The following is a 21,034-nucleotide window of genomic DNA, read 5'->3' on the forward strand; positions in this document are numbered from 1 at the left end:
TTGAAACCGGGGCGCAAGGCCCCGGTTTTTACACTTGTTCACAGCAATATCCCGCCATTTCTGGCATATAGCCTGACCCCTCCTGCCACACCCGATACGCCATCATGAAACCACTGCTTTACATCACCCCCCTGCGCGCCTTGTTGTTCGGCCTCACCCTTGCCCTGTTCGAGCTGCTGACCTACCTGGCCAGCGACGCGGTCATGCCGGCCATGCCGGTGGTGGTGGGCGACCTGAACGCCAGCCCCGAATACATCCCCCATGCCCTTAACCTGTACCTGCTGGGGGGCGTGGTGCTGCAATGGCTGATCGGCCCGCTGGCCGACCGTTATGGCCGGCGCCCGCTGTTGCTGGCTGGCTGCGCGTTCTTCGGCCTGGCCTGCCTGGCCACGTTCTGGGTCCACGACATTGGCCTGTTCAACCTGCTGCGCCTGTTGCAGGGCATTGGCCTGGGCTTCGTGGTCACGGTCAGCTACCCGGCCTTGAATGAAGCGTTCAGCGAAGCTGATGCGGTGCGCATGATGGCCCTGCTGGCCAACATCGCCTTGCTGTCGCCGTTGCTCGGGCCGCTGGTGGGCACCTTGCTGCTGCAGTGGCTGGATTGGCGCTGGCTGTTCGTGGCCTTTGCCATCGGCGCGGTGCTGGCTTGGGTGCTGTTGTACCGGTTGATGCCGGAAACGCTGGGCGTGGAGCGCCGTGATGGTTCACGCCTGGCGTTTACACCAATTCATCTGTTGCCACTGCTGGCAGGCTACGGCCAGTTACTGAGCAATCGCCGCTTCGTTGCCGGCAGCGCTGCCCTGGGCCTGGTTGGTTTGCCACTGATCGGCTGGATCGGCCTGTCGCCGGTGCTGCTGATTCACGATGAGGGGCTGAGCACAATGGAATACGCCTTGTGGCAGCTGCCGGTATTTGGCGGGCTGATCCTGGGCAACCTGATCATCAACCGCATCGCTGACCGCTACCCGCTGCCGGCCCTGGTGCGTGGTGCACTGTGGCCCTACCTGGCCGGCCTGAGCCTGATGGTGCTGGCGACCTGGTACTGGCCGAGCGTGACCAGCGTGGTGGCGGGCATGTCGCTGTACGCACTTGGGTTGGGTGTAGCCAACGCAGTGCTGTACCGCATGACGCTGTTCTCCAGCGAACAGAGCAAGGGCCTGGTGTCGGCCATGCTGGGGATGATCACCATTGCCTTGCTGGGCTTGGGCGGGGCAGTGCTGGCGATGATTGGCGCCGGAGCCAGCTTGTTGCACTTTGCCTTGGCGGCGGGTGTGGCGGGGGCACTGGCGCTGTGGCCGCTTTGGTTTGTCGTAGGCGGGCGGCCTGGGGAAGGGGCTGTGGCTCAGTAATCCATAGTGCCTGGTCTGGCCTTTTCGCGAGCAAGCTCGCTCCTACAGGATCACCATAGGCCTTGTAGGAGCGAGCTTGCTCGCGATGAGGCCAGTACAGGTTGTAGCAGTCTCTCAGGGCCGCTCGGCCGCTGATCCTTCCTCTGCCACCGGCGTTCCCCGTCCAGCCTCCTGCCGCCACTGCAGGGCAATCAGGATCAGCGTAGGCACACCCAGCAAAGCGGTAATCAGGAAGAAGTCGTGGTAGCCGAACTTCTCCACCATCACCCCTGAATACCCGCCGATCAACCTTGGCAACAACAGCATGATCGAGCTAAGCAGCGCGTACTGGGTCGCTGAGAACTTCAGGTTGGTCAGGCTCGACAGGTAGGCAACGAAGGCCGAAGTGGCCATGCCGGAGCTGAAGTTGTCCAGCGAGATGGTCACCACCAGCATTTCCAGGTTCGGGCCCATGTCGGCCAGCATCAGGAACAGGATGTTGGTGCCGGCCGAAGCTACGCCGCCGATGAACAGGATCGGCATGATGCCAAAGCGCACGATCAGCAGCCCGCCAACCCCGGCGCCGACCAAGGTCATGATCAGGCCGAAGATCTTGCTGACGCTGGCGATCTGGTCCTTGGTGAAGCCCATGTCGATGTAGAACACGTTGGCCATCACACCCATGACCGTGTCCGACATGCGATAGGTGGCGATCAGGCCGAGCAGCAGCAGCGCCTGCCAGCGGTAGCGTGTGATGAAGTCGTTGACTGGCGTCAGCACCGGGGCCAGGCCGCGACGGCCAAGGCTCGACAAGCACGCCCAGGTCAGCAGTACGTAGAGGATCAGGCGCAGGAACGCGCGGTCTTCCAGCAGCAGGTCAAGCGGTGTGGCATCACCGGAAATGACGCTGGACCAGCCGGTATTGAACATCTGGGTGAAGCTGGCCGGTACCGACACCAGCAGGATGATCAGCACGAACACCGAGGCCATCTGGTGCACCAAGCCGTAGCGCGCTGCCGACAGCTGGGTGCGCAAGGGCACCGGCGGTTCGCGCATCACCAGGGTCGTGAACAGGGCGGGCAGCATCATGACCCCGAACATCACATAGGTGCCGGCCCAGGCCTTGTGCAGGTAGCTGAAACCGGTGGAGCCGAACCACTCGGCAAAGAACAGGGCGCCGGCCGTGGCGAGCAGGGCGGCCACCCGGTAGCCAGCCATGTAACTGGCAGCCAGCGCGGCCTGGCGTTGATCGTCAGCGATTTCCAGGCGGTAGGCGTCGACAGCAATGTCCTGGGTCGCCGATGCGAAGGCCACCAGCACGGCCATGGCGATCAGCCACGACAGGTGCTGTTGCGGGTCGCACAGGCTCATGCCGACCAGGCCGATGACCACGAGCGCTTGCGACAACAGCAGCCACGAACGACGCCGACCCAGGCCACCCAACAGGGGCAGGCGCCATTGGTCGAGCAGCGGCGACCACACCCACTTGAAGGCGTAGGCCAGGCCGATCAGGCTGGCGTAGCCGATGGTCTCGCGGGCAACACCGGCTTCACGCAACCACACGGACAGGGTGGAGAACACCAGCATGTAGGGCAGACCGGCGGCAAAGCCGAGCAGCAAAAGTACCAAGGTTGACGGGCTGGCATAGGCAGCAAGCGCAGCGCGCCAGGTTTTACGGGGCATGGGCCAACATCTGCCTCAAGTTTGCGAAAACAAAGCGCGCACTCTAACCGCTGTGCTCCATTGGGCGCCAGCCATGGCGCGTCATATCCACCCGATTGTTGGTTACATTCACACCTTCCGCGCGTAAACGCGCCCGCTGTTCATCACCCGACGGGGTACCCAATGCCAGGCTCAGCCTGCCACCTGCGCCGAGCACCCGGTGCCAGGGCAGGCGGGTGTCCGCAGGCAGCTGCCCGAGGGTGCGCCCGACCCAACGCGCGGCACGGCCAAGGCCCGCCAGCTCGGCCAGTTGGCCATAGCTCACCACCTTGCCGGAAGGCACCTGGCCCAGTACTGAATATAGCGCCGTTCGTCGGCCCTCGGCGGATTCGAGCGCAGCCTCATATCCATCAGACATCACGCCCCCCTTGGGCTGTAGATGAAACCGGACAGGTGGTCCGGCAAATGAGAGTTGAACTCAACGGCATACGCTCGGTCTGTCCTTGCTCTGGTTGTCGGTATCTGGATAATGCCCGGCTTTTTTCGTCAAATCGAACCCGTAGTCCGCTTATGTATTCTAGATCCCTGTTGTGCTTGCTAGCTGCTTCCTTGTGCGCCGCCCCGGTGTTCGCCGACACCGTGTGGATGAAGAACGGTGACCGGCTCAGCGGCAAGATCAAAGTGTTCGACGGCGGCAAGCTGCTGCTGGAAACCCCCTATGGCGGGTCCATCGCGCTGGACTGGAAAGAGGTCCAGACCCTGGAGAGTGACCAGGAGATGCTGGTCAAGCAGGACGCCTACACGGGGGAAAAGGCCAAGTCGCTGAAAGCGGCCGAGCCTGGCAAAGTCACTTTGGCCAATGGCGAAGCGCCCAAGACCGTGGAGCTGGCCAGCATCGAGCAGATCATGAAGCCCAGGCCGCTGGTCGAAGACTTCGTGTGGAAAGGCAACGTGGACGTGGCCCTGGACTACAAGCGCGCCGAGAACGACACCGACGATTACGATGTCGGCTTCAAGACTACCGCCCGCCATGGCCGCTGGCGGCACAACGCCGAAGGTGAGTACAACCGCGAAACCAAGGACGATGTCACCACCACCGACAACTGGAGCGCCGAGTACGCGCTGGACCGCTTCATGACCGAGAAGTGGTTCTGGCAGGGCCGAGCGGAATACAAGCGAGACCGTATCGAAGACCTGGCTCGCCAGCGCACGGTCGGTACCGGCCCGGGTTACCAGTTCTGGGACGACGAGCTGGGCGCATTCTCGCTGGGTTCGTTGATCAACCGCACCGACTTCGAATACCAGGACGGCGCCAAGGACAACTTCTACTCAGCGGCGGTGAAGTGGGACTACACCCGCTACCTGATCGGCAAGAACGTGCAACTGTTCACCAACGGCGAGTTTGCCAAGCCGCTGGGGGGCGTGGCCGATTACTCGCTGGATGCCGAGGTTGGCTTGCGCTACAAAGTTACCGAGTGGGCCTCGCTCAACCTCAAGGCGGAGAAGGACATCATCACCGGCACGCGCGACAGTGACCTGGACAAGACCCGCTATACCGCGGGCTTCGGCGTGACCTGGTAGGTTTTTGGGGGCCGCAAAGCGGCCCCATTGGCACTGGAACTGATAATGCTTATCTTGTCCCTATCCAGTCCGCTGCCAGGAGCCATCCCCAAGTGAGTACCAACGCCCTCCGCCCCGCCCGGGAACTGCTGCTCAAGGAATACCGCGGCGTGCTCTCGACCCATTCCAAGTCGATGCCCGGTTTCCCTTTCGGCTCGGTCGTGCCGTACTGCCTGGACGCCCACGGCCATCCATTGATCCTCATCAGCCGCATCGCCCAACACACCCACAACCTGCAGAAAGATCCCAAGTGCTCGCTACTGGTGGGGGAGCGCGAGGCCGAAGATGTGCAGGCCGTGGGGCGCCTGACCGTGATGGCCGAGGCGCACAAGCTGGTCGACGCAGCGGCTGTCGAGGCGGCTGCCGAACGCTACTACCGCTATTTCCCGGACGCTGCCAACTATCACAAGGCTCACGATTTCGACTTCTGGGTCTTGCAGCCAGTGCGCCATCGCTACATTGGCGGTTTTGGCGCGATCCACTGGCTCGACCAGGTAACCTTGGCCAACCCGTTCGCCGGCAAGGCCGAGGCGAGCATGGTCGAGCACATGAACAGCGATCACGCCAATGCCATCGCCCACTACGTGGAGCTGACCGACTTGCCGCGTCATACACCGGCGCAAATGGTGGGGGTAGACAGCGAAGGCATGCACCTGCGCATTGGCCAGGCGGTGCACTGGTTGCCTTTCCCCAGTATTTGCAACACGCCGACACAAGTCCGCGAGGCCCTTGTTTTGCTGGCGCGCGCCGACCACTGGCCGGTTGCGACAGAGGTTGAGGGTTGAAAAACCGAGCACACGCATCCATTTGTAGGTCTTACAGGAAGGTTGTCTTCCAACGAGGATTGCTTTGATGCGTGCTTTTCTACTGTTGCTTCTGCTGTTTCCCGTGCTGGAGCTGTTCATCTTCGTGAAGGTCAGCGCGGCCATCGGGTTCTTCCCGGCGCTGCTGCTGATCATCGCCGGCTCCGCCCTGGGTGTGCTGGTAATGCGCGTGGCCGGCCTGGCCACCGCACTGCGTGCCCGTGAAAGCCTGCAGCGTGGCGAGCTGCCCGCCGAGGACATGTTCCAGGGCCTGATGCTGGCCGTCGGTGGCGGCCTGCTGCTGTTGCCAGGCTTCATCAGCGACGTGCTGGGCCTGCTGTGCCTGTTGCCGTTCACCCGCCATTTGGCCGCGCGCAAGATGCGCGAGCGTGCCGAAGCCCAGGCGATGCGCCAGCGTGCGTTTCAGGACGACCCGTTCCAGACGCAGCCGCGTGAGGGGGGGCACCGCCCGAACGTGATTGAAGGCGAGTACGAGCGCCGAGACAAGTAAACCCCCGGGGCCGCACACGCGGCCCCGGTGTTTTTCAGCCTCAAGAAATTTTTTGTTTATCAAGCCTTGTAATTGATTATGGCGGCCTCATGTATGTGGTCACCGCAAGGTTTCTGGTGGCAACGCCAGACATGACTCAGGTGGTTCGCCCAATGCGGGCCACCTCCCGGCAACGCCGGACAGCATCAACCCGCCGGTGTCGACACCGGCCGATGAAAACCACAAATTGGGAGAGATCGACAATGAAGCTTCGTCCTCTGCATGACCGCGTCGTTATCCGTCGCAGCGAAGAAGAATCGAAAACCGCTGGCGGTATCGTCCTGCCGGGTTCGGCCGCTGAAAAACCAAACCGCGGCGAAGTCGTTGCCGTCGGCACCGGTCGCATCCTGGACAACGGCGAAGTTCGCGCGCTGGCCGTGAAAGTGGGTGACAAAGTAGTTTTCGGCCCTTACTCGGGCAGCAACACCGTGAAAGTCGATGGCGAAGACCTGCTGGTCATGGCCGAGAACGAAATCCTCGCCGTTATCGAAGGCTGATTTCCCCGACTTCCCGTTACTCCAAAGAATTCCAAGGATTAAACGATCATGGCTGCTAAAGACGTAAAATTCGGCGATTCCGCTCGTAAGAAAATGCTGGTTGGTGTCAACGTTCTGGCTGACGCGGTAAAAGCGACCCTGGGCCCGAAAGGCCGTAACGTGGTATTGGCCAAGAGCTTCGGCGCGCCAACCATCACCAAGGACGGCGTTTCCGTCGCCAAAGAAATCGAGCTGAAAGACGCCTTCGAAAACATGGGCGCCCAGCTGGTCAAGGAAGTTGCTTCCAAGGCCAACGATGCTGCCGGTGACGGCACCACCACCGCTACCGTTCTGGCTCAGGCCATCGTCAACGAAGGCCTGAAAGCCGTCGCTGCCGGCATGAACCCGATGGACCTGAAGCGCGGTATCGACAAGGCCACTGCTGCCGTCGTTGCCGAGCTGAAGAACCTGTCCAAGCCATGCGCCGACTCCAAGGCCATCGCCCAGGTGGGTACCATCTCCGCCAACTCCGACAACTCCATCGGTGAAATCATCGCCGAAGCCATGGAAAAAGTCGGTAAAGAAGGCGTGATCACCGTTGAAGAAGGCTCGGGCCTGGAAAACGAACTGTCCGTCGTAGAAGGCATGCAGTTCGACCGTGGCTACCTGTCGCCATACTTCGTCAACAAGCCGGACACCATGGTTGCCGAGCTGGAAGGCCCGCTGCTGCTGCTGGTCGACAAGAAGATCTCCAACATCCGTGAGCTGCTGCCAGTTCTGGAAGCCGTTGCCAAGGCCGGCCGCCCACTGCTGATCGTTGCCGAAGACGTTGAAGGCGAAGCGCTGGCTACCCTGGTAGTCAACAACATGCGCGGCATCGTCAAGGTTGCTGCGGTCAAGGCCCCAGGCTTTGGCGACCGTCGCAAGGCCATGCTGCAGGACATCGCTGTCCTGACTGGCGGCCAGGTCATCTCCGAAGAAATCGGCCTGTCCCTGGAAACCGCTACCCTGGAGCACCTGGGTAACGCCAAGCGCGTGATCCTGTCCAAGGAAAACACCACCATCATCGACGGCGCTGGCGCCGACACCGAGATCGAAGCACGCGTCAAGCAGATCCGTGCCCAGATCGAAGAAACCTCGTCGGACTACGACCGTGAGAAGCTGCAAGAGCGTCTGGCCAAGCTGGCTGGCGGTGTTGCCGTGATCAAGGTCGGTGCTGGCACCGAAGTTGAAATGAAAGAGAAGAAAGCCCGCGTTGAAGACGCCCTGCACGCTACCCGTGCAGCCGTTGAAGAAGGCGTGGTGCCTGGCGGTGGTGTTGCCCTGGTTCGCGCCCTGGCGGCCATTGCCGACCTGAAAGGCGACAACGAAGACCAGAACGTCGGTATCGCCCTGCTGCGTCGTGCTGTTGAATCCCCGCTGCGCCAGATCACTGCCAACGCCGGCGACGAGCCAAGCGTTGTGGCCGACAAGGTCAAGCAAGGTTCGGGCAACTTCGGCTACAACGCTGCTACCGGCGAATACGGCGACATGATCGAGATGGGTATCCTGGACCCAGCCAAGGTCACCCGTTCGGCCCTGCAAGCTGCTGCTTCGATCGGCGGTCTGATGATCACCACCGAAGCCATGGTTGCCGACCTGCCAGAAGACAAGCCAGCTGCTGGCATGCCTGACATGGGCGGCATGGGTGGCATGGGCGGCATGATGTAAGCCAGCCTTACCCCCTGCACCATGAAAAAGCCCCGGTTCGCGAGAACCGGGGCTTTTCTTTTTCCTGTTGGGCCCATTGGGGCCGCAAAGCGGCCCCAATGTCAGGCGACGCTACGTTCGACAGCTGGCGCTTCCACCGCCCCACGCCGATACAGAACCAGGTAATACGATCCCAACCCGATCAACCAGCAAAACACCGCCGTCCACACGTTATGCGACAGAAAGTGCGCCCCCTGCATCATCCTCCCTACGCCGAGTACCGAACCAGCCAGTAAAGCCACCACAAATGCCGCCCGCGCCAGCCGTGGTTTGCGATCACGCAGCATGAAGAACAGGCCGAACAGGCAGAACCCGGTCGCCGCATGCCCACCGGGCCAGCACAGGCCAGGCTTGTCGGTAGCAGGCCGCGGTTCCAGCAACTTGCTGTAGGTTTCCGTGCCGCCAAACTGGGTCAGGCTCCACGGGCACTGTACCTGGGTCACCTTCTTCAACGGCGTGACAAACGCCGTGGACAGGCCCAGTGCCAGCACCAGGCAGCCCAGCTCGCGGCGCCAGCCGAACAGGCGCTTCCAGAAGAAACTGGCAGCAAAGGTGAGCAGCGAGATCACCCCCAGCAAGATCACCACCTGCTTGACCCGGTCGTGCAGGATGTTTTCCAGCCAATAGCTGTGGCGGCCGATGAACTGCCCGGCAGCGGGGTCGAAAAACAGGTTGGCCACGTCCATGTCGACTGACGTCAGCTCCAGCAGAATCAAGGCCAGCGCGGTCGCCAGGGGGATGCCCAGATACAGCCAGAAATTGATCGGGCGAGGGCGGGTTCGTTGCTGCATGGTGGCTCCAGGGCACGAAAAAGATCGGGCATTGTCGGCTGCCCGCTATCCTGTGTCCGTGAAGGATCAGTGAAAAAACCGTCAAGTGGGGTGAATTTTCCTCGGGGCTGGCACCGTGCAAGCATAGGCCTTAAGCTGCGCCTGCCGCGCACCACTGCGAGAAGCGCCGCACAGGAGAAACCGATGCGCATTCTTTTGGTTGAAGACAACCGCGATATTCTGGCCAATCTGGCCGACTACCTGGGCATGAAGGGCTACACCGTCGACTGCGCCCAGGATGGCCTGTCCGGCCTGCACCTGGCCGCCACCGAACACTACGACCTGATCGTGCTCGACATCATGCTGCCCGGCATCGATGGCTACACCCTGTGCAAGCGCCTGCGCGAAGACGCCCGCCGCGATACACCGGTGATCATGCTCACCGCCCGCGACCAGCTGGATGACCGCTTGCAAGGCTTCCGCTCCGGGGCCGACGACTACCTGCTCAAACCGTTCGCCCTGTCTGAGCTGGCGGCGCGCATCGAAGCAGTGCTGCGCCGTGCCCAGGGCGGAGGACGCCGCACCTTGCAGGTGGCCGACCTCAGTTACGACCTCGACACCCTGGAAGTTACCCGCCAGGGCCGCCTGCTCAAGCTCAACCCGGTGGGCCTCAAGCTGTTGGCCGTGCTGATGCAGAAAAGCCCGCACGTATTGCGCCGCGAAGTACTGGAAGAAGCCCTGTGGGGCGACGATTGCCCCGACAGCGACAGCCTGCGCAGCCATGTACACCAGCTGCGCCAGGTGATCGACAAGCCGTTCGAAAAACCCTTGCTGCATACCGTCCATGGCGTCGGCTATCGCCTCGCCGAGGGCCGCGATGGAGTTTAAGCAAAGCCTTGCCCAGCGCATCATCATCGCCTTTGCCCTGATGAGCGCGCTGGTGGCCGGGGCTTTCGCCTTCGGTATCGTCGCCACCGTGCACCTGGTTGAAGAACGGCTGATTTCCTCTGTGCTGGGTGGCGACCTGCAGCGCCTGCTGCGCATGGACAGCGTCAGCGACTGGAGCCACCGGCCGCGCCCCGACCAGCTGTTCTACTTCAGTGGCGGGCGTGACGACTTCGAACTGCCCAAGGACTTGCGCCACCTTGACCGTGGTTTCCACGAAGTATTCCGCGACCAGCTGTCATACCACGCCATGGTCGAGATCGTCGATGGCCGCCGTTACGTGCTGTTGCAGGACCAGAGCGACTTCGAAGAACGCGAGCGCGTGCTGTTCGCGGTGGTGGTGGTGGGCTTTGTACTCAGCCTGGTACTGGCGGTGATCCTCGGCTGGCTGGTGGCGCGCCGGGTAATGGCACCGGTGATCCGCCTGGCGCGCCAGGTGCGTCATCGCGATCAACTGCTGGGCCTGGCCCCGCCACTGGCACCGGACTACGCGGCGGACGAGGTCGGCCAGCTGGCAGTGGCCTTCGACGATACCCTGGGCCGTTTACGCGATGCGCTGACCCGTGAACGGCTGTTCACCAGTGACGTCAGCCATGAGTTGCGCACACCGTTGATGGTGCTGGCCACCTCCTGCGAGCTGCTGATGGAGAACCCCAACCTCGACGCCCGCGCGCGTAGCCAGGTAGAGCGCGTGGCGCGTGCCACGGAAGAGATGCGCGAACTGGTCAAGACCTTCCTCATGCTGGCCCGGGCCCAACGAGACGAAGGCGCGGTGGCGTCGCGGGCGACCTTGCGCGAAGTGGCCGACGAACTTATCGGTGTGTGGCGCGATACCATCGAGCAGAAGGGCCTGACCCTGTATTTCGATGGCCGCGTCAGCGCCAGCCCGGTGCTGTACAACGCTACCTTCCTGCAGTCGGTGATGGGTAACCTGTTGCGCAATGCTGCCCACTACACCGACAGCGGCTACATCCGGCTGAGCCTGGAGGCCAACGGTTTCAGTGTGGAGGACAGTGGCGTGGGCATCCCCGAAGAGCAGCGTGAGGCGATGTTCAAGCCGTTCGTTCGTGGTGACGAGCGGCGTGGCGAAGGCTTGGGCCTGGGTCTATCGCTGGTGCAACGAATTTGCGACGACCAAGGCTGGCATGTCACCCTCACATCGACCCTGCCGCATGGTTGCCGCTTCCATGTGGACCTGAGCAACACCAAGGCCCAAGGCGGCCCGGACGCCATGGCCGAGTAATCTGTTGTAACAGGTTAAAGGGCGCGCAACATTTTTTTCACATTGGCATGACCTGATTCCAACGCTTGCTTACCTAAGGTGAGTGGCACTGGAGTCAGGAGATGCCCAATGCGTAGCCCCATCAAGCTTGAATTTTCCGAGAAGTACGACAAAGACCACGCCCGTGAGTACTTTCTCAAGCACCAGGATGGCCTGGCGCGTCGCCTCTCCCACAAGCGAGATGAGCAGCTGGCGCGTCGCGCCCTGGCATTGGCCGGCGAGCCCGGCCTGGTACTGGACCTGCCGTGCGGTGCCGGCCGTTTCTGGCCACTGCTGGCAGAAAAGCCCAACCGGGTGATCATCGGTGCCGACAACTCCGAAGCGATGATCGAGACAGCCTGTGCCGCGCAACCGCCAGACGTGGTAGCGCGGGTACGCCCCTTGCAAACTTCAGCGTTCGCCATTGACCTGCCGGATAATTCGGTGGACAGCATCTTCTGCATGCGCCTGTTCCACCACATTGGCGAATCGGCGCACAGAAAGACCATACTTTCGGAATTTCAAAGGGTTAGCCGTGATAGTGTGATTCTGTCGTTGTGGGTCGATGGCAACTTCAAGGCCTGGCGCCGGAAAAAACTGGAGCAACGCCGTAGTGCCAAGGCCGAGCAGGACAATTACCAGAACCGTTTCGTGTTACCAGCCGAAACGGTCGAAGAAGAATTCAGGGCCGCCGGCTTCAGAATCCAGGAACGCCTCGACTTCCTGCCGTTCTATGCCATGTGGCGGGTCTACGTATTGCGTAAGGGGTAGTGTTTGATGGCTGTAGCCCAGAAAGGGGAGTCGCGGTTCGATTTTTACTGGCGCCAGCAGGGCGAGTGGGTCGAGGAGCCTAACCAGCGCCGCGGCGGCGAGAGTGGCGTGCAACGCCTCAACGATGCCAATGGCAAGCTGCTGTATGCCAAGCGCCAGGTCGGGCATATCTACCGCAGCCTGATGCACCCTTTTGGGCGACCAACCGTATTGCGTGAGCTCGATGCACTGAACAGCTTCGAGCAACTGGGCGTTCGCGTCCCGCGCATCGTCTTTTGCGGCGCCGAACGCGATGCCGACCACCAATGGCGTGCGCTGCTGGTGAGCGAAGCGCTGGACGGATTTGTCGAACTCGACACCTGGCATGCCGAAGGTGCCCGCGAGCGTTACCCGCAGGTGGTGCATGAGCGCATGCTCAAGGACCTGGCGGACAACCTGGCGCGCATGCACCTGGGGCACTGGCAGCACGGCTGCCTATATGGCAAGCACGTATTCATCAAGGTGATCGGCGAAGGCGAGCAAGCGCGGGTCGAAGTCGCACTGCTGGACCTGGAAAAGTGCCGGCGGCGCATCAGCTGCCAGCGTGCGGCAGGTAACGACCTGCGCCAGCTGCGCCGCCATTCGTCGATCAATGACGCCGAATGGCAAACGCTGCTCTACTTTTACAAGATGGCGTTTGGCAGCGCTGTCAAAGGGTTAGAGTAATGAAACTAGAAATAGCTCGAGCTTTGTTCCTGGTAGCTGGCCTGGCGGTGACCACCGTGGCGGTGGCTGCCTGGGAAGAGCCGAGGCCTACTGTGTTCAGCAAGGCTGAGATGGCCGACCAGTGTGCACTGCCGCGGGAAGCGAAACCGCAGCAGGCACAGGTCGCGCCGGATCAGGACCTGTTGCTGATCCTGTTCGGCCTGCGTCAAGGGTTGCGGCCATTTGGTTGAACCCTGCGTTAGCTAGAAAAGCCAGAGGCCTCGCGATTGCGGGGCCTCCGGCTTTTTTGTGTCTGCCTTTCCGGCAGAAGTCAGCAATGCTGCATGCTATTGGCCTTGAGCATAAGCAGCAGGTAACCGCTAAGCGCGCTGCTCAAGAAGAGAATTCCTAAGCTCATTGGAAGCAGGTGTTCGGCTGACGCGACCAAAGTGCCTGCAAGTCCACCGCCGGCAAATAGCAATGTAGTACTGAAGGACGCTGCTGCCCCTGCCTGCTGCGGATAACGGGCCAACGCCTGCGAAGTCGAGGCGGGTCGTACCATCGTTGTTCCTGCCGTGCATAAAATCATCGGTATCATGAGGCCTGCTACCGATAGCCCTGCTGCCCACTGCCAAATCAATAAAGTGACCCCTGCGGTACCTATAAGCAGGAATCCCGTGCAGATTTGACCCTGCACACTGACGCGATTGTTCAAGAAGGTCGCGGTTGCACCACCGACGACATACGCCAGCCCATAGGCGATGAATACAACGGAAAACTGATACGGCGTGAGGCCAAGTTGATCCATCAGTACCAATGGTGCAATGACGATGAAGGCAAAATGGCAGGCGAACGCGAAAGTGGCCTGCAGGGAATAGGCTATATAGAGCGTGTCACGCAGCATGGGAAGATAGCTTCGAATGCCCGCATTACTGCTGTATAACGCAGGCGTTTCATGCAATAGTGCCCAGGTAAGAAATATGACAAAAGTAGCGATTAAAATAAAAGCCGTAAAGCTGCCTTCCCAGCCGAATAATTGTTGGAGCGCAGCGCCCGCGATGGGTGAAATTGATATGAATAAACCACTTGCACTTGTTATTACGATGCGCATGGTGTTGCGCTGCTTGCCGCTATAGAGGTCCTGTATCAGCGCCTGGCCCAGAACCAGACTTCCACAACCGGCGGCCTGTAGCAACCGGAATGCCATAAAGGTCTCATAGTCAGATGAAAGTAGGCAGCCGGTAGCCCCGGCAATGGATACAGCCAATCCACCGAGTAGCAACCGATTACGACCAATTCGATCTGACAGGGGGCCAATCACCAACTGCGCCACCGCTACGCCAAAGGCGAAGAAACTTACGGAGTAAGCTATTTGCTTTGGTTGTACTTGAAAGGCTTCTGCAAGCGCTGGGAATGAAGGGAGAATGACGTCCAGAGGGAAAACGCCTAGCAGGCATAAAAGAATCAGTAGCAATGGGCGAAGAATGGTGCTTTTTAAGGTTTTGGCCTGGTTCATGCTGGCAGTCCTGCTGCCCTGAATTGAATCGCATAGCGCTCATCTTTAAGTAGCTTGGTGCGTTTAATTGCCTGAAGCGTTATTTTGGAAATTGCGGGTATTCGAAGCTTCCAGTTGGATGTTATGTCGTTGATAATGACTTTCGCAATGGATGGGTGCTTTTTGAAAATTGACTGTAAGAATGGCTCGTCGGGTTGGCAAAAAGCGAGGAGCGCTTTCAGTAAAGTAGGAACTAGATAATCCTTCTGAGAGATTGATAGCTGATGCCAGAGTTGTGCGAAACAGTCTGAGAAAAAAATGGCATGGCGCCCTTCATCATGAAGGTGATCAATCAGCATGTTTGCTACAGGCGTGACAAGTGAATCGCGAGTTAAATTGTACAGTTCGTTGGTTATTATTGTTTCAGAAACAAAGGCGATGCAAAAGCGGGTAATCCCGTTGAGCGCTTGGGGGCTATTTTGTAATAATTGATCAAGGCTATTAAAGCGCGCAGAATTTATTCGCTCAAGGCAAAAGTGGTTCGCTACTTGGTCCGCAATTTCTCTAGAAAAAAGCGCGTGATACGCCTCGTCAGCATAAAGTTTTAAAGCATTAAGTTGCACGTCTTTATCAAAGAAATGTTTTAAGTCGCCAGTAATGATGCATTGCACGGTTTCATTGATGTGACCCATTTCAAGTCGTGTCGTGTAGTCCATGAAGTGGATGAGGTGGTAGGCGTGCAGTACTAGCAAATCTTTTTTTGAAAGCTGTTTGGCTGATTCATGGGCCAACGCTGGACTTAACGCCCTAGGAAACCACAGGTCGGGTTCGGACTGTGTAAAATCTTCTACGGAAAAATGGTAGGCATAAGGGCGCGAGCGTACAGCACTCGTGATGTGCCAGCTTTTAAATACAGTACTGCTACGGGTTGTAATTTTTTCCATGCGTGTGTCTCGCGCCAGTACTTTACGATATCAGAGCCCTTAAGGAACGAGGTGTCGCATTTCCGTTGCTATAGCCACATGCGACGAAAAAAAGGACGTGTTCACTTGGGTTGTCGAACATGAGTAGAGGCTCGATGCTCGTTTCGTTTAATGCACCGGTGAGCCAAGTATTCATGCCCCTGTCGGTTGCGGCGAGTTGGAAGGTCTGTGCGGCATGACCAACTTCAATTAGTGCCATTCGATAGGCGCGCGAATGCTCGTATTTCCACCACAATTTGTCGAATCTGGAGCTCAAGAACAATCCAGCGGGTATGCCATTGGCGAAGTGCTGGCCCGATAATAAATCACCCAGGGCACAAGGCAGTGGGCTTCGCCAATGAAGCTCATGTCGCCGTGGGTCGTAGTAATAAATTCCGGCTTCCAGGCTGTCTACGTTGTTTACATATACATAGCCTTCAGTAGCGTTCAGCCCGCCTACTGAGGGGGTGGCGCGGCGTCTTGAGTATTCATTTTCTTCCTCTTTGACGTAATTAATGGTTCTGCTTCCAATAAAGCCTAAGGTATGGTGTAGAATTTCGGCAAGATCAGCTAAGGAAATCGGTATTCGCTGGAAGTCTCTAACGGTTGCTCGGTTTTTGAATGCCTCGTCAACTGCAAATGTACTTCTTGGTATAGGCAGTGAAATGCCGCTTTCGCTGGTGCGGGTATTGTCAGGCTGTATATTCTTGTTTAGTACGGAGTTGCAGTGTTCAAGGTACTGCAGTGCCCACTCCTCCTCGCTTGAAGGGTGATTTTCTATAGGGATGTCTTTAGTTCCGTAATGGAATATTCTTGAGAGTACATCCCAGCCCCAGTCAGAATTGTCGTCAGCATCGTCCATGAAAACTTTGCAGCGTTTCAGGTCGGCGGTTAGGTCGTCATTTAACTCTTTGTGATCTTTCTCGTAAATGAGATGGATTAACCGGTCTGCGTGGTCTCTGGATAACTCGTACTGCTTGTGGTTTTTGAAATCCCAGCAAATCAGGGAGTTATTCATGGCGATAAAGAAGCAATTTTTACTTATCATGCTCCCTCCTTTAACAACTGAAGGGCAGGCCGGCACTGCTCTTCAGTATTCATGGGTTAAGGCTTATTTGGTTTTTTTGACCAAGTGCGCCATGTTCGCCAATTTGGTGCATTCCATCTTAATTGTTTTCATATTGTTCTCTCCATTTTGGTGTCGCGTCATTGCGACGTTTTTGATAATAGCGGTAAGTCCAAGATGTACAAGTCGAAGAGGGTGGCGAAAATTCTGATGGAGTTGTAGGAGTTTTTACCATGACCACTTTAAGGCGCGGATTTGTTTCTCTGTAAGGCGTCTAGAATGCGGGTGCTCTAGCATCTCCATGCTGGCTGTTATCATGCGAATTAGATGCAGGAATTGCTCTGTCTTATCACTGATAACCAGCAAGATCAGGCGTGAATGGATGATGTGAGAGCCTGGGAGCGGTAATTTTTAGATTGTGTTGCGGAGCTGCGCTTTTCTATTGGGGATTTTGTATCTGGCTTTTCGGCCTCTTCGCGGGCGAGCCCGCGAAGAGGACGGATCAGGCTGCCGCAGGCTGCTTTGCCACCGCCTTGTGCGCCAACAAGGTGTAGATACAAGGCAGCACAAACAGGGTAAACAGCGTGCCAATCGACATCCCGGTGGCAATCACCGTACCGATGTCAAAACGGCTCACCGCCCCCGCACCGGTCGCCAGAATCAGCGGCACCATGCCGAACACCATCGCCGCCGTGGTCATCAGCACTGGCCGCAGTCGAATGGCCGCCGCTTCCTCGATGGCCTCACGCACGCTCAAGCCGCGCTCCGCACGCAACTGGTTGGCGAATTCGACGATCAGGATGCCGTGCTTGCTGATCAGCCCGATCAAGGTCACCAGCCCGACCTGGGTGTAGATGTTCATGCTCGAAATACCCAGGAACAGCGGCAGCAGCGCCCCGCAGATCGACAACGGCACCGTTACCAGAATCACCAGCGGGTCGCGGAAACTCTCGAACTGTGCAGCCAACACCAGGAAGATAATTGCCAGCGCCAGGCCAAAGGTGACCCACAGTGCGCTGCCTTCCTGCACGTACTGGCGTGCCACGCCGGCATAGTCGAAGGCGAAGCCTTCCGGGGCCTCTTCGCGGGCGATGTCCTGCACGGTTTTCAGCGCTTCGCCCAGGCTGACCATGGGCACGCCCTGGATGATCGCCGAGTTCAGCTGCTGGAACTGGTTGAGCTGGCGCGGGCGGGCGCGGTCGGTGAGGGTGATCAGGGTCGACAGCGGCAGCATCTGACCCTGGTCATTCTTCACGTAGTAGTTGTTCAGCCAGCCGGGGTTGTCGCGGTACGGCCGTTCGACCTGGGCAATCACCTTGTAGCTGCGGCCTTCGAGGGTGAAGCGGTTGATTTCCGCCTCGCCCAGCAGGGTGGCCAGGGTGCCGCCGAGGGTGTCCATCGATACCCCCATCTGCGCGGCCTTGGCCCTGTCGATGTCCACCACCACTTCGGGCTTGTCGAAGGCCAGGTCGATGTCGAGGAACGCGAACTTGCCGGATGCCTGCGCGCGGGCCTTGATGCGCTGCGCTACGTCCAACAGTGCCGGATAGTCGCCAGCGGTGTTGATCACGAACTGGAACGGCAGGCCCTCGCCGGTGCCGGGCAGGGAGGGCAGGTTGAAACCGAAGATCTGCAAGCCGCCGATTTCCTCAAGTTTGGCCTGCACCAGCGGCAACAGCTCCATCTGCGTGCGCTCGCGTTCGTCCCAGGGTTTGAGCAGGAAGCCGCCGATGCCGGTTTGCACGCCGTTGAACCCGTTGATCTGGAACGATGAGTAGTACTCGGGGAAGGCCTTGAACAAGGGGGTAAATTCGTCGGTGTAGGCGTTGAGGTAATCGAGGTTGGCCGGCTGCGGCGAGCTGCTCATCATGAAAATCACCCCCTGGTCCTCGTTGGGGGCGAGTTCGTTCTGGGTGAACGTGAGCAGCACCGGGATCAGGCACAGGATGATCACGGCAAACACCAGCACCACCGGGCGGCTGTCGAGGGTGGCATGCAGCAGGCGCTGGTAGCGCACCTTCAGGCGTTCGAACAGCACGTCCAGGCGGTGGGCCAGGCCACTGGGGTTCTGCTCCTGGCGAAGCAGCAGGGCGCACATCATCGGCGACAGGGTGAGAGCGACGATGCCAGAGATGATGACCGCCCCGGCCAAGGTCAGGGCGAACTCCTTGAACAAGGCCCCGGTAAGCCCTGTGAGGAAGCCGATCGGTGCATACACGGCAGCCAGGGTGATGGTCATCGACACCACCGGCAGGGCGATTTCGCGGGCGCCCTCAAGGGCCGCATCGAATGGCGATTTGCCTTCGTCCATGTGCCGGTGGATGTTTTCCACCACGACAATGGCGTCGTCCACCACCAGGCCGATGGCCAGCACCATGGCCAGCAGGGTCAGCAGGTTGAGCGAGTAACCCATCATCTGCATGAAGAACAGCACGCCGATCATCGACAGCGGAATGGTCACCACCGGGATCAGCACCGAGCGCAAGGCACCGAGGAACAGGAACACCACCACGATGACGATCAGCACCGCCTCGCCAAGGGTCTTGATCACTTCGTCGATCGAGGCCTGGATGAACAGCGTGGCGTCGTAGGCAATCGATACCTTCAACGCCGAAGGTAACTGGCTCTCCAGCTCGGGCATGATGCGTCGCACTTCCTTGATCACGTCCAGCGGGTTGGCAGCGGGGGTGGCCTTGATACCGATGTACACCGACGGGGTGCCGTCGAACGAGCTGACCGTGTCGTAGTTTTCCGCACCCATCTCGACCCGCGCCACATCGCCCAGGAGCACGCGGCTGTCGCCGTTGGTCTTGACCGGCAGGGCGGCGAACGCCTCGGCCGACTTCAACTCGGTGCTGGCGTTGATGCTGGTGACCACGTATTCGCCCTTTACCTCGCCGGCAGCGGAGAGGAAGTTGTAGCGGCGCACGGCGTTGGTCACATCGGTGGCCGACAGGCCGAAACCGGCCAGTTTCACCGGGTCCAGCCACAGGCGCATGGCAAACACCTGGTTGCCGAGGATCTCCGCTTCGGCCATGCCCGGCAGGGTGGCCAGCTTGGGCTGGATGACCCGCGACAGGTAGTCGGTGATCTGCGGGTTGCTCATCTCCTTGCTGTAGAAACTGACGTACATCAGCGCCGAGGCGTCGGCGGCTTCCTTGCTGAGTACCGGGTCTTCGGAGTCCTGCGGCAGTTTGTTGCGCACTTCGTTGGCCTTGGCCAGCAGCTCGGTGAACAACCGGTCGCTGTCGGCGCCGATGCGCGCGTAGATGGAAATGATCGAGAAGTTCTGCCGGCTCACCGAGGTCATGTAGTCGATGCCTTCGGCACTGGCCAGGCTCTGCTGCAACGGCTGAGTGATGTAGCCCTGGATGGTTTCGGCGTTGGCCCCGGGGTAGGCGGTAGTCACCGTGATCAGGGCGTTTTCCATTTGTGGGTACTGGCGGATCTGCAGCTTGTTCCAGGCCTGGAAACCCAGCAGCAGGATCAGCAGGCTGACCACACTGGCCAGCACCGGGCGGCGGATGAACGGGTCGGTGAACGCCATGCCTGCCTCCTCAGTCCTTGCCCGGCGCGCCCTGTTCGGGCTTGAGGGCTTTGTCCTGGCCGATGCGGATCGCGGCGCCCGGGGTGAGCTTGAGTTGCCCGGCGGTAACCACCTGCTCCCCGGCTTGCAGGCCCTTGCTGACCACCACCACGCCGTCGCGGCGCTCGCCGGTCTGTACGGTGCGTTGTTCAGCGACTAGCAGGGGTTGGCCCTTGTCGTCGTTTTCCTGCTTGCCGTCCTTGTCCTTCTTCGGCGTGGCGACGTAAACCGAGTTGCCATACAGGGTGTAGGTAATGGCGCTTTCCGGCACCACCACTTGTGGCTGTGGGTTAGGCAGCAGCACCAACAGGCTGGCGAACATGCCCGGCAGCAGTTTGCCGTCGGGGTTGGCCAGGGTGGCGCGCACCAGTAGGTTGCGCGTGGTTTCCTCGACCTTGGGGTTGATGGCGCTGAGGCTGGCGGTGAAGGTCTGGCCGGGGTAGGCGGCTACCTGCACCAGCACCTGCTGGCCCAGGCTCAACTGCGGCAGGGCCTGTTCCGGTACGTTGAAGTCGACGTACAGGCTGGATGTGTCCTGCAGGGTGGCAATCACCGTGCCGGCGGCCAGGTACTGGCCGATGTCCACCTGGCGGATGCCGATGGTGCCGCTGAACGGGGCGTTGATGCTTTTTTTGATCTTCTGCGCCTTGAGTTGCTCGACCACCGCCTGGTTGCGGCGGTACTGAGTGGTAAGGCGGTCGAACTCGCCGCGCGAGATGGCCGAGTCGCCGACCAGCTGGCTGCCGCGGCCGAAATCGACCTTGGCCAGGCCCAGGTCGGCCTGGGCGGTGCCAAGCAGGGCGGTTTCCTGGTCATCGTTGAGTTGCAGCAGTAACTGGCCGGCTTTGACCTGCTGCCCCGAGTCGAAGTGCAGGGCTTTGACGATGCCTTCCACCTCCAGGCTCAGCTCCACACCCTGCAGTGCCTTGAGGCTGCCCACGGCGGGTAGGCGCGCTTGCCACTGGCGCTGTTCGGCCAAGGCTGCCGCAACGGTGATGGGCGGCTTGGGGGCAGTGAACACCTGGATCTGCTGGTAGATCGAGAACGCCTTGTAGCCCCCCAGGGCCAGCACCATCAGCAGAACCACGGCCAACATGATGAGCATGCGGCGGCGTAGCATAAGTCCGGTTCCTTGGATTCGGTTGTTATTCGTTTAGACACGACAACGGGCGATCCTGCCCACGTGTGGATGGGGGAAGTATTGACTGTTTTTGGGGGGAGGGGCGTGAAATGCTTGTGCCGGCCTCTTCGCGGGCAAGCCCTCTCTCACAGAAACCGCGTAGTCAGCGGATTGTACGGTCCCTGT

At 59.7% G+C, this 21,034-nt stretch carries 19 protein-coding genes; 11 read left to right on the forward strand and 8 right to left on the reverse strand.

The window, feature by feature from the left end:
* The first annotated feature begins 104 nt into the window (after positions 1–104).
* Positions 105–1,349 (forward strand): MFS transporter, encoded by a 1,245-nt coding sequence (locus PM2_RS02815; protein ID WP_016713579.1) that lies wholly within the window; start codon positions 105–107, stop codon positions 1,347–1,349.
* A gap of 114 nt (positions 1,350–1,463) precedes the next feature.
* Here PM2_RS02815 and PM2_RS02820 read toward each other — a convergent pair whose 3' ends face one another.
* Positions 1,464–3,011: an AmpG family muropeptide MFS transporter gene (locus PM2_RS02820; protein ID WP_016713580.1), complete on the reverse strand. Its 1,548-nt coding sequence runs from the start codon at positions 3,009–3,011 to the stop codon at positions 1,464–1,466.
* Between the two features lie 43 nt (positions 3,012–3,054).
* Entirely contained in the window at positions 3,055–3,408 is a 354-nt protein-coding gene (locus PM2_RS02825) for an MGMT family protein (RefSeq protein ID WP_016713581.1), read from the reverse strand.
* Between the two features lie 152 nt (positions 3,409–3,560).
* Between PM2_RS02825 and PM2_RS02830 the strand changes: the two genes are divergently transcribed.
* From PM2_RS02830 to groL, 5 genes are all read left to right on the forward strand, one after another.
* A complete protein-coding gene (locus tag PM2_RS02830) occupies positions 3,561–4,571 on the forward strand; it encodes a DUF481 domain-containing protein (protein WP_016713582.1) in 1,011 nt (336 codons plus the stop codon).
* Positions 4,572–4,663: 92 nt separating this feature from the next.
* Positions 4,664–5,395 (forward strand): HugZ family pyridoxamine 5'-phosphate oxidase, encoded by a 732-nt coding sequence (locus PM2_RS02835; RefSeq protein ID WP_016713583.1) that lies wholly within the window; start codon positions 4,664–4,666, stop codon positions 5,393–5,395.
* 67 nt (positions 5,396–5,462) lie between these two features.
* Positions 5,463–5,924 carry an FxsA family protein gene (locus PM2_RS02840; protein ID WP_016713584.1) on the forward strand — a complete coding sequence of 154 codons (462 nt, stop codon included), beginning with the start codon at positions 5,463–5,465 and terminating at the stop codon, positions 5,922–5,924.
* Between the two features lie 242 nt (positions 5,925–6,166).
* A complete protein-coding gene (locus tag PM2_RS02845; protein WP_003260750.1) occupies positions 6,167–6,460 on the forward strand; it encodes a co-chaperone GroES in 294 nt (97 codons plus the stop codon).
* Positions 6,461–6,508: 48 nt separating this feature from the next.
* On the forward strand, positions 6,509–8,149 hold the full coding sequence (gene groL / locus PM2_RS02850) for a chaperonin GroEL (protein WP_016713585.1): 1,641 nt from the start codon (positions 6,509–6,511) through the stop codon (positions 8,147–8,149).
* Between the two features lie 101 nt (positions 8,150–8,250).
* On the opposite strand, the gene PM2_RS02855 is transcribed toward groL, so the two are convergent.
* Positions 8,251–8,979 carry a phosphatase PAP2 family protein gene (locus PM2_RS02855; RefSeq protein ID WP_016713587.1) on the reverse strand — a complete coding sequence of 243 codons (729 nt, stop codon included), beginning with the start codon at positions 8,977–8,979 and terminating at the stop codon, positions 8,251–8,253.
* A 183-nt stretch (positions 8,980–9,162) separates the two neighbouring features.
* Here PM2_RS02855 and colR point away from each other — a divergent pair, with 183 nt between their 5' ends.
* The 5 genes from colR to PM2_RS02880 all read left to right on the forward strand — a co-directional run bounded on the left by colR (position 9,163) and on the right by PM2_RS02880 (position 12,870).
* Positions 9,163–9,846 (forward strand): two-component system response regulator ColR, encoded by a 684-nt coding sequence (colR, locus tag PM2_RS02860; protein ID WP_003255215.1) that lies wholly within the window; start codon positions 9,163–9,165, stop codon positions 9,844–9,846.
* On the forward strand, positions 9,836–11,146 hold the full coding sequence (locus PM2_RS02865; RefSeq protein ID WP_016713588.1) for a sensor histidine kinase: 1,311 nt from the start codon (positions 9,836–9,838) through the stop codon (positions 11,144–11,146). The genes colR and PM2_RS02865 overlap by 11 nt, the downstream gene beginning before the upstream one ends.
* A 108-nt stretch (positions 11,147–11,254) precedes the next feature.
* Complete coding sequence (locus PM2_RS02870; protein ID WP_016713589.1) at positions 11,255–11,935, forward strand: class I SAM-dependent methyltransferase; 681 nt, start codon at positions 11,255–11,257, stop codon at positions 11,933–11,935.
* Positions 11,936–11,941: 6 nt separating this feature from the next.
* A complete protein-coding gene (locus PM2_RS02875) occupies positions 11,942–12,640 on the forward strand; it encodes a lipopolysaccharide kinase InaA family protein (RefSeq protein WP_016713590.1) in 699 nt (232 codons plus the stop codon).
* Positions 12,640–12,870, forward strand: a complete 231-nt coding sequence (locus tag PM2_RS02880; RefSeq protein WP_016713591.1) for a hypothetical protein — start codon at positions 12,640–12,642, stop codon at positions 12,868–12,870. The genes PM2_RS02875 and PM2_RS02880 overlap by 1 nt, the downstream gene beginning before the upstream one ends.
* Positions 12,871–12,950: 80 nt before the next feature.
* On the opposite strand, the gene PM2_RS02885 is transcribed toward PM2_RS02880, so the two are convergent.
* The 5 genes from PM2_RS02885 to PM2_RS02905 all read right to left on the reverse strand — a co-directional run bounded on the left by PM2_RS02885 (position 12,951) and on the right by PM2_RS02905 (position 20,848).
* On the reverse strand, positions 12,951–14,135 hold the full coding sequence (locus PM2_RS02885; protein ID WP_016713592.1) for a Bcr/CflA family efflux MFS transporter: 1,185 nt from the start codon (positions 14,133–14,135) through the stop codon (positions 12,951–12,953).
* The gene (locus tag PM2_RS02890) at positions 14,132–15,058 is read right to left on the reverse strand and encodes a diiron oxygenase (RefSeq protein ID WP_080693991.1); all 927 of its coding nucleotides are present in this window, start codon (positions 15,056–15,058) and stop codon (positions 14,132–14,134) included. The genes PM2_RS02885 and PM2_RS02890 overlap by 4 nt, the downstream gene beginning before the upstream one ends.
* A gap of 22 nt (positions 15,059–15,080) precedes the next feature.
* Positions 15,081–16,124: a SagB family peptide dehydrogenase gene (locus PM2_RS02895; RefSeq protein ID WP_016713594.1), complete on the reverse strand. Its 1,044-nt coding sequence runs from the start codon at positions 16,122–16,124 to the stop codon at positions 15,081–15,083.
* A 520-nt stretch (positions 16,125–16,644) separates the two neighbouring features.
* Positions 16,645–19,689 (reverse strand): multidrug efflux RND transporter permease subunit, encoded by a 3,045-nt coding sequence (locus PM2_RS02900; protein WP_016713595.1) that lies wholly within the window; start codon positions 19,687–19,689, stop codon positions 16,645–16,647.
* A gap of 10 nt (positions 19,690–19,699) precedes the next feature.
* Positions 19,700–20,848, reverse strand: a complete 1,149-nt coding sequence (locus PM2_RS02905) for an efflux RND transporter periplasmic adaptor subunit (RefSeq protein WP_028698604.1) — start codon at positions 20,846–20,848, stop codon at positions 19,700–19,702.
* Positions 20,849–21,034: the final 186 nt, after the last annotated feature.

The sequence above is a fragment of the Pseudomonas monteilii NBRC 103158 = DSM 14164 genome (genome assembly GCF_000730605.1).
Classification (GTDB): Bacteria; Pseudomonadota; Gammaproteobacteria; order Pseudomonadales; family Pseudomonadaceae; genus Aquipseudomonas; species Aquipseudomonas monteilii.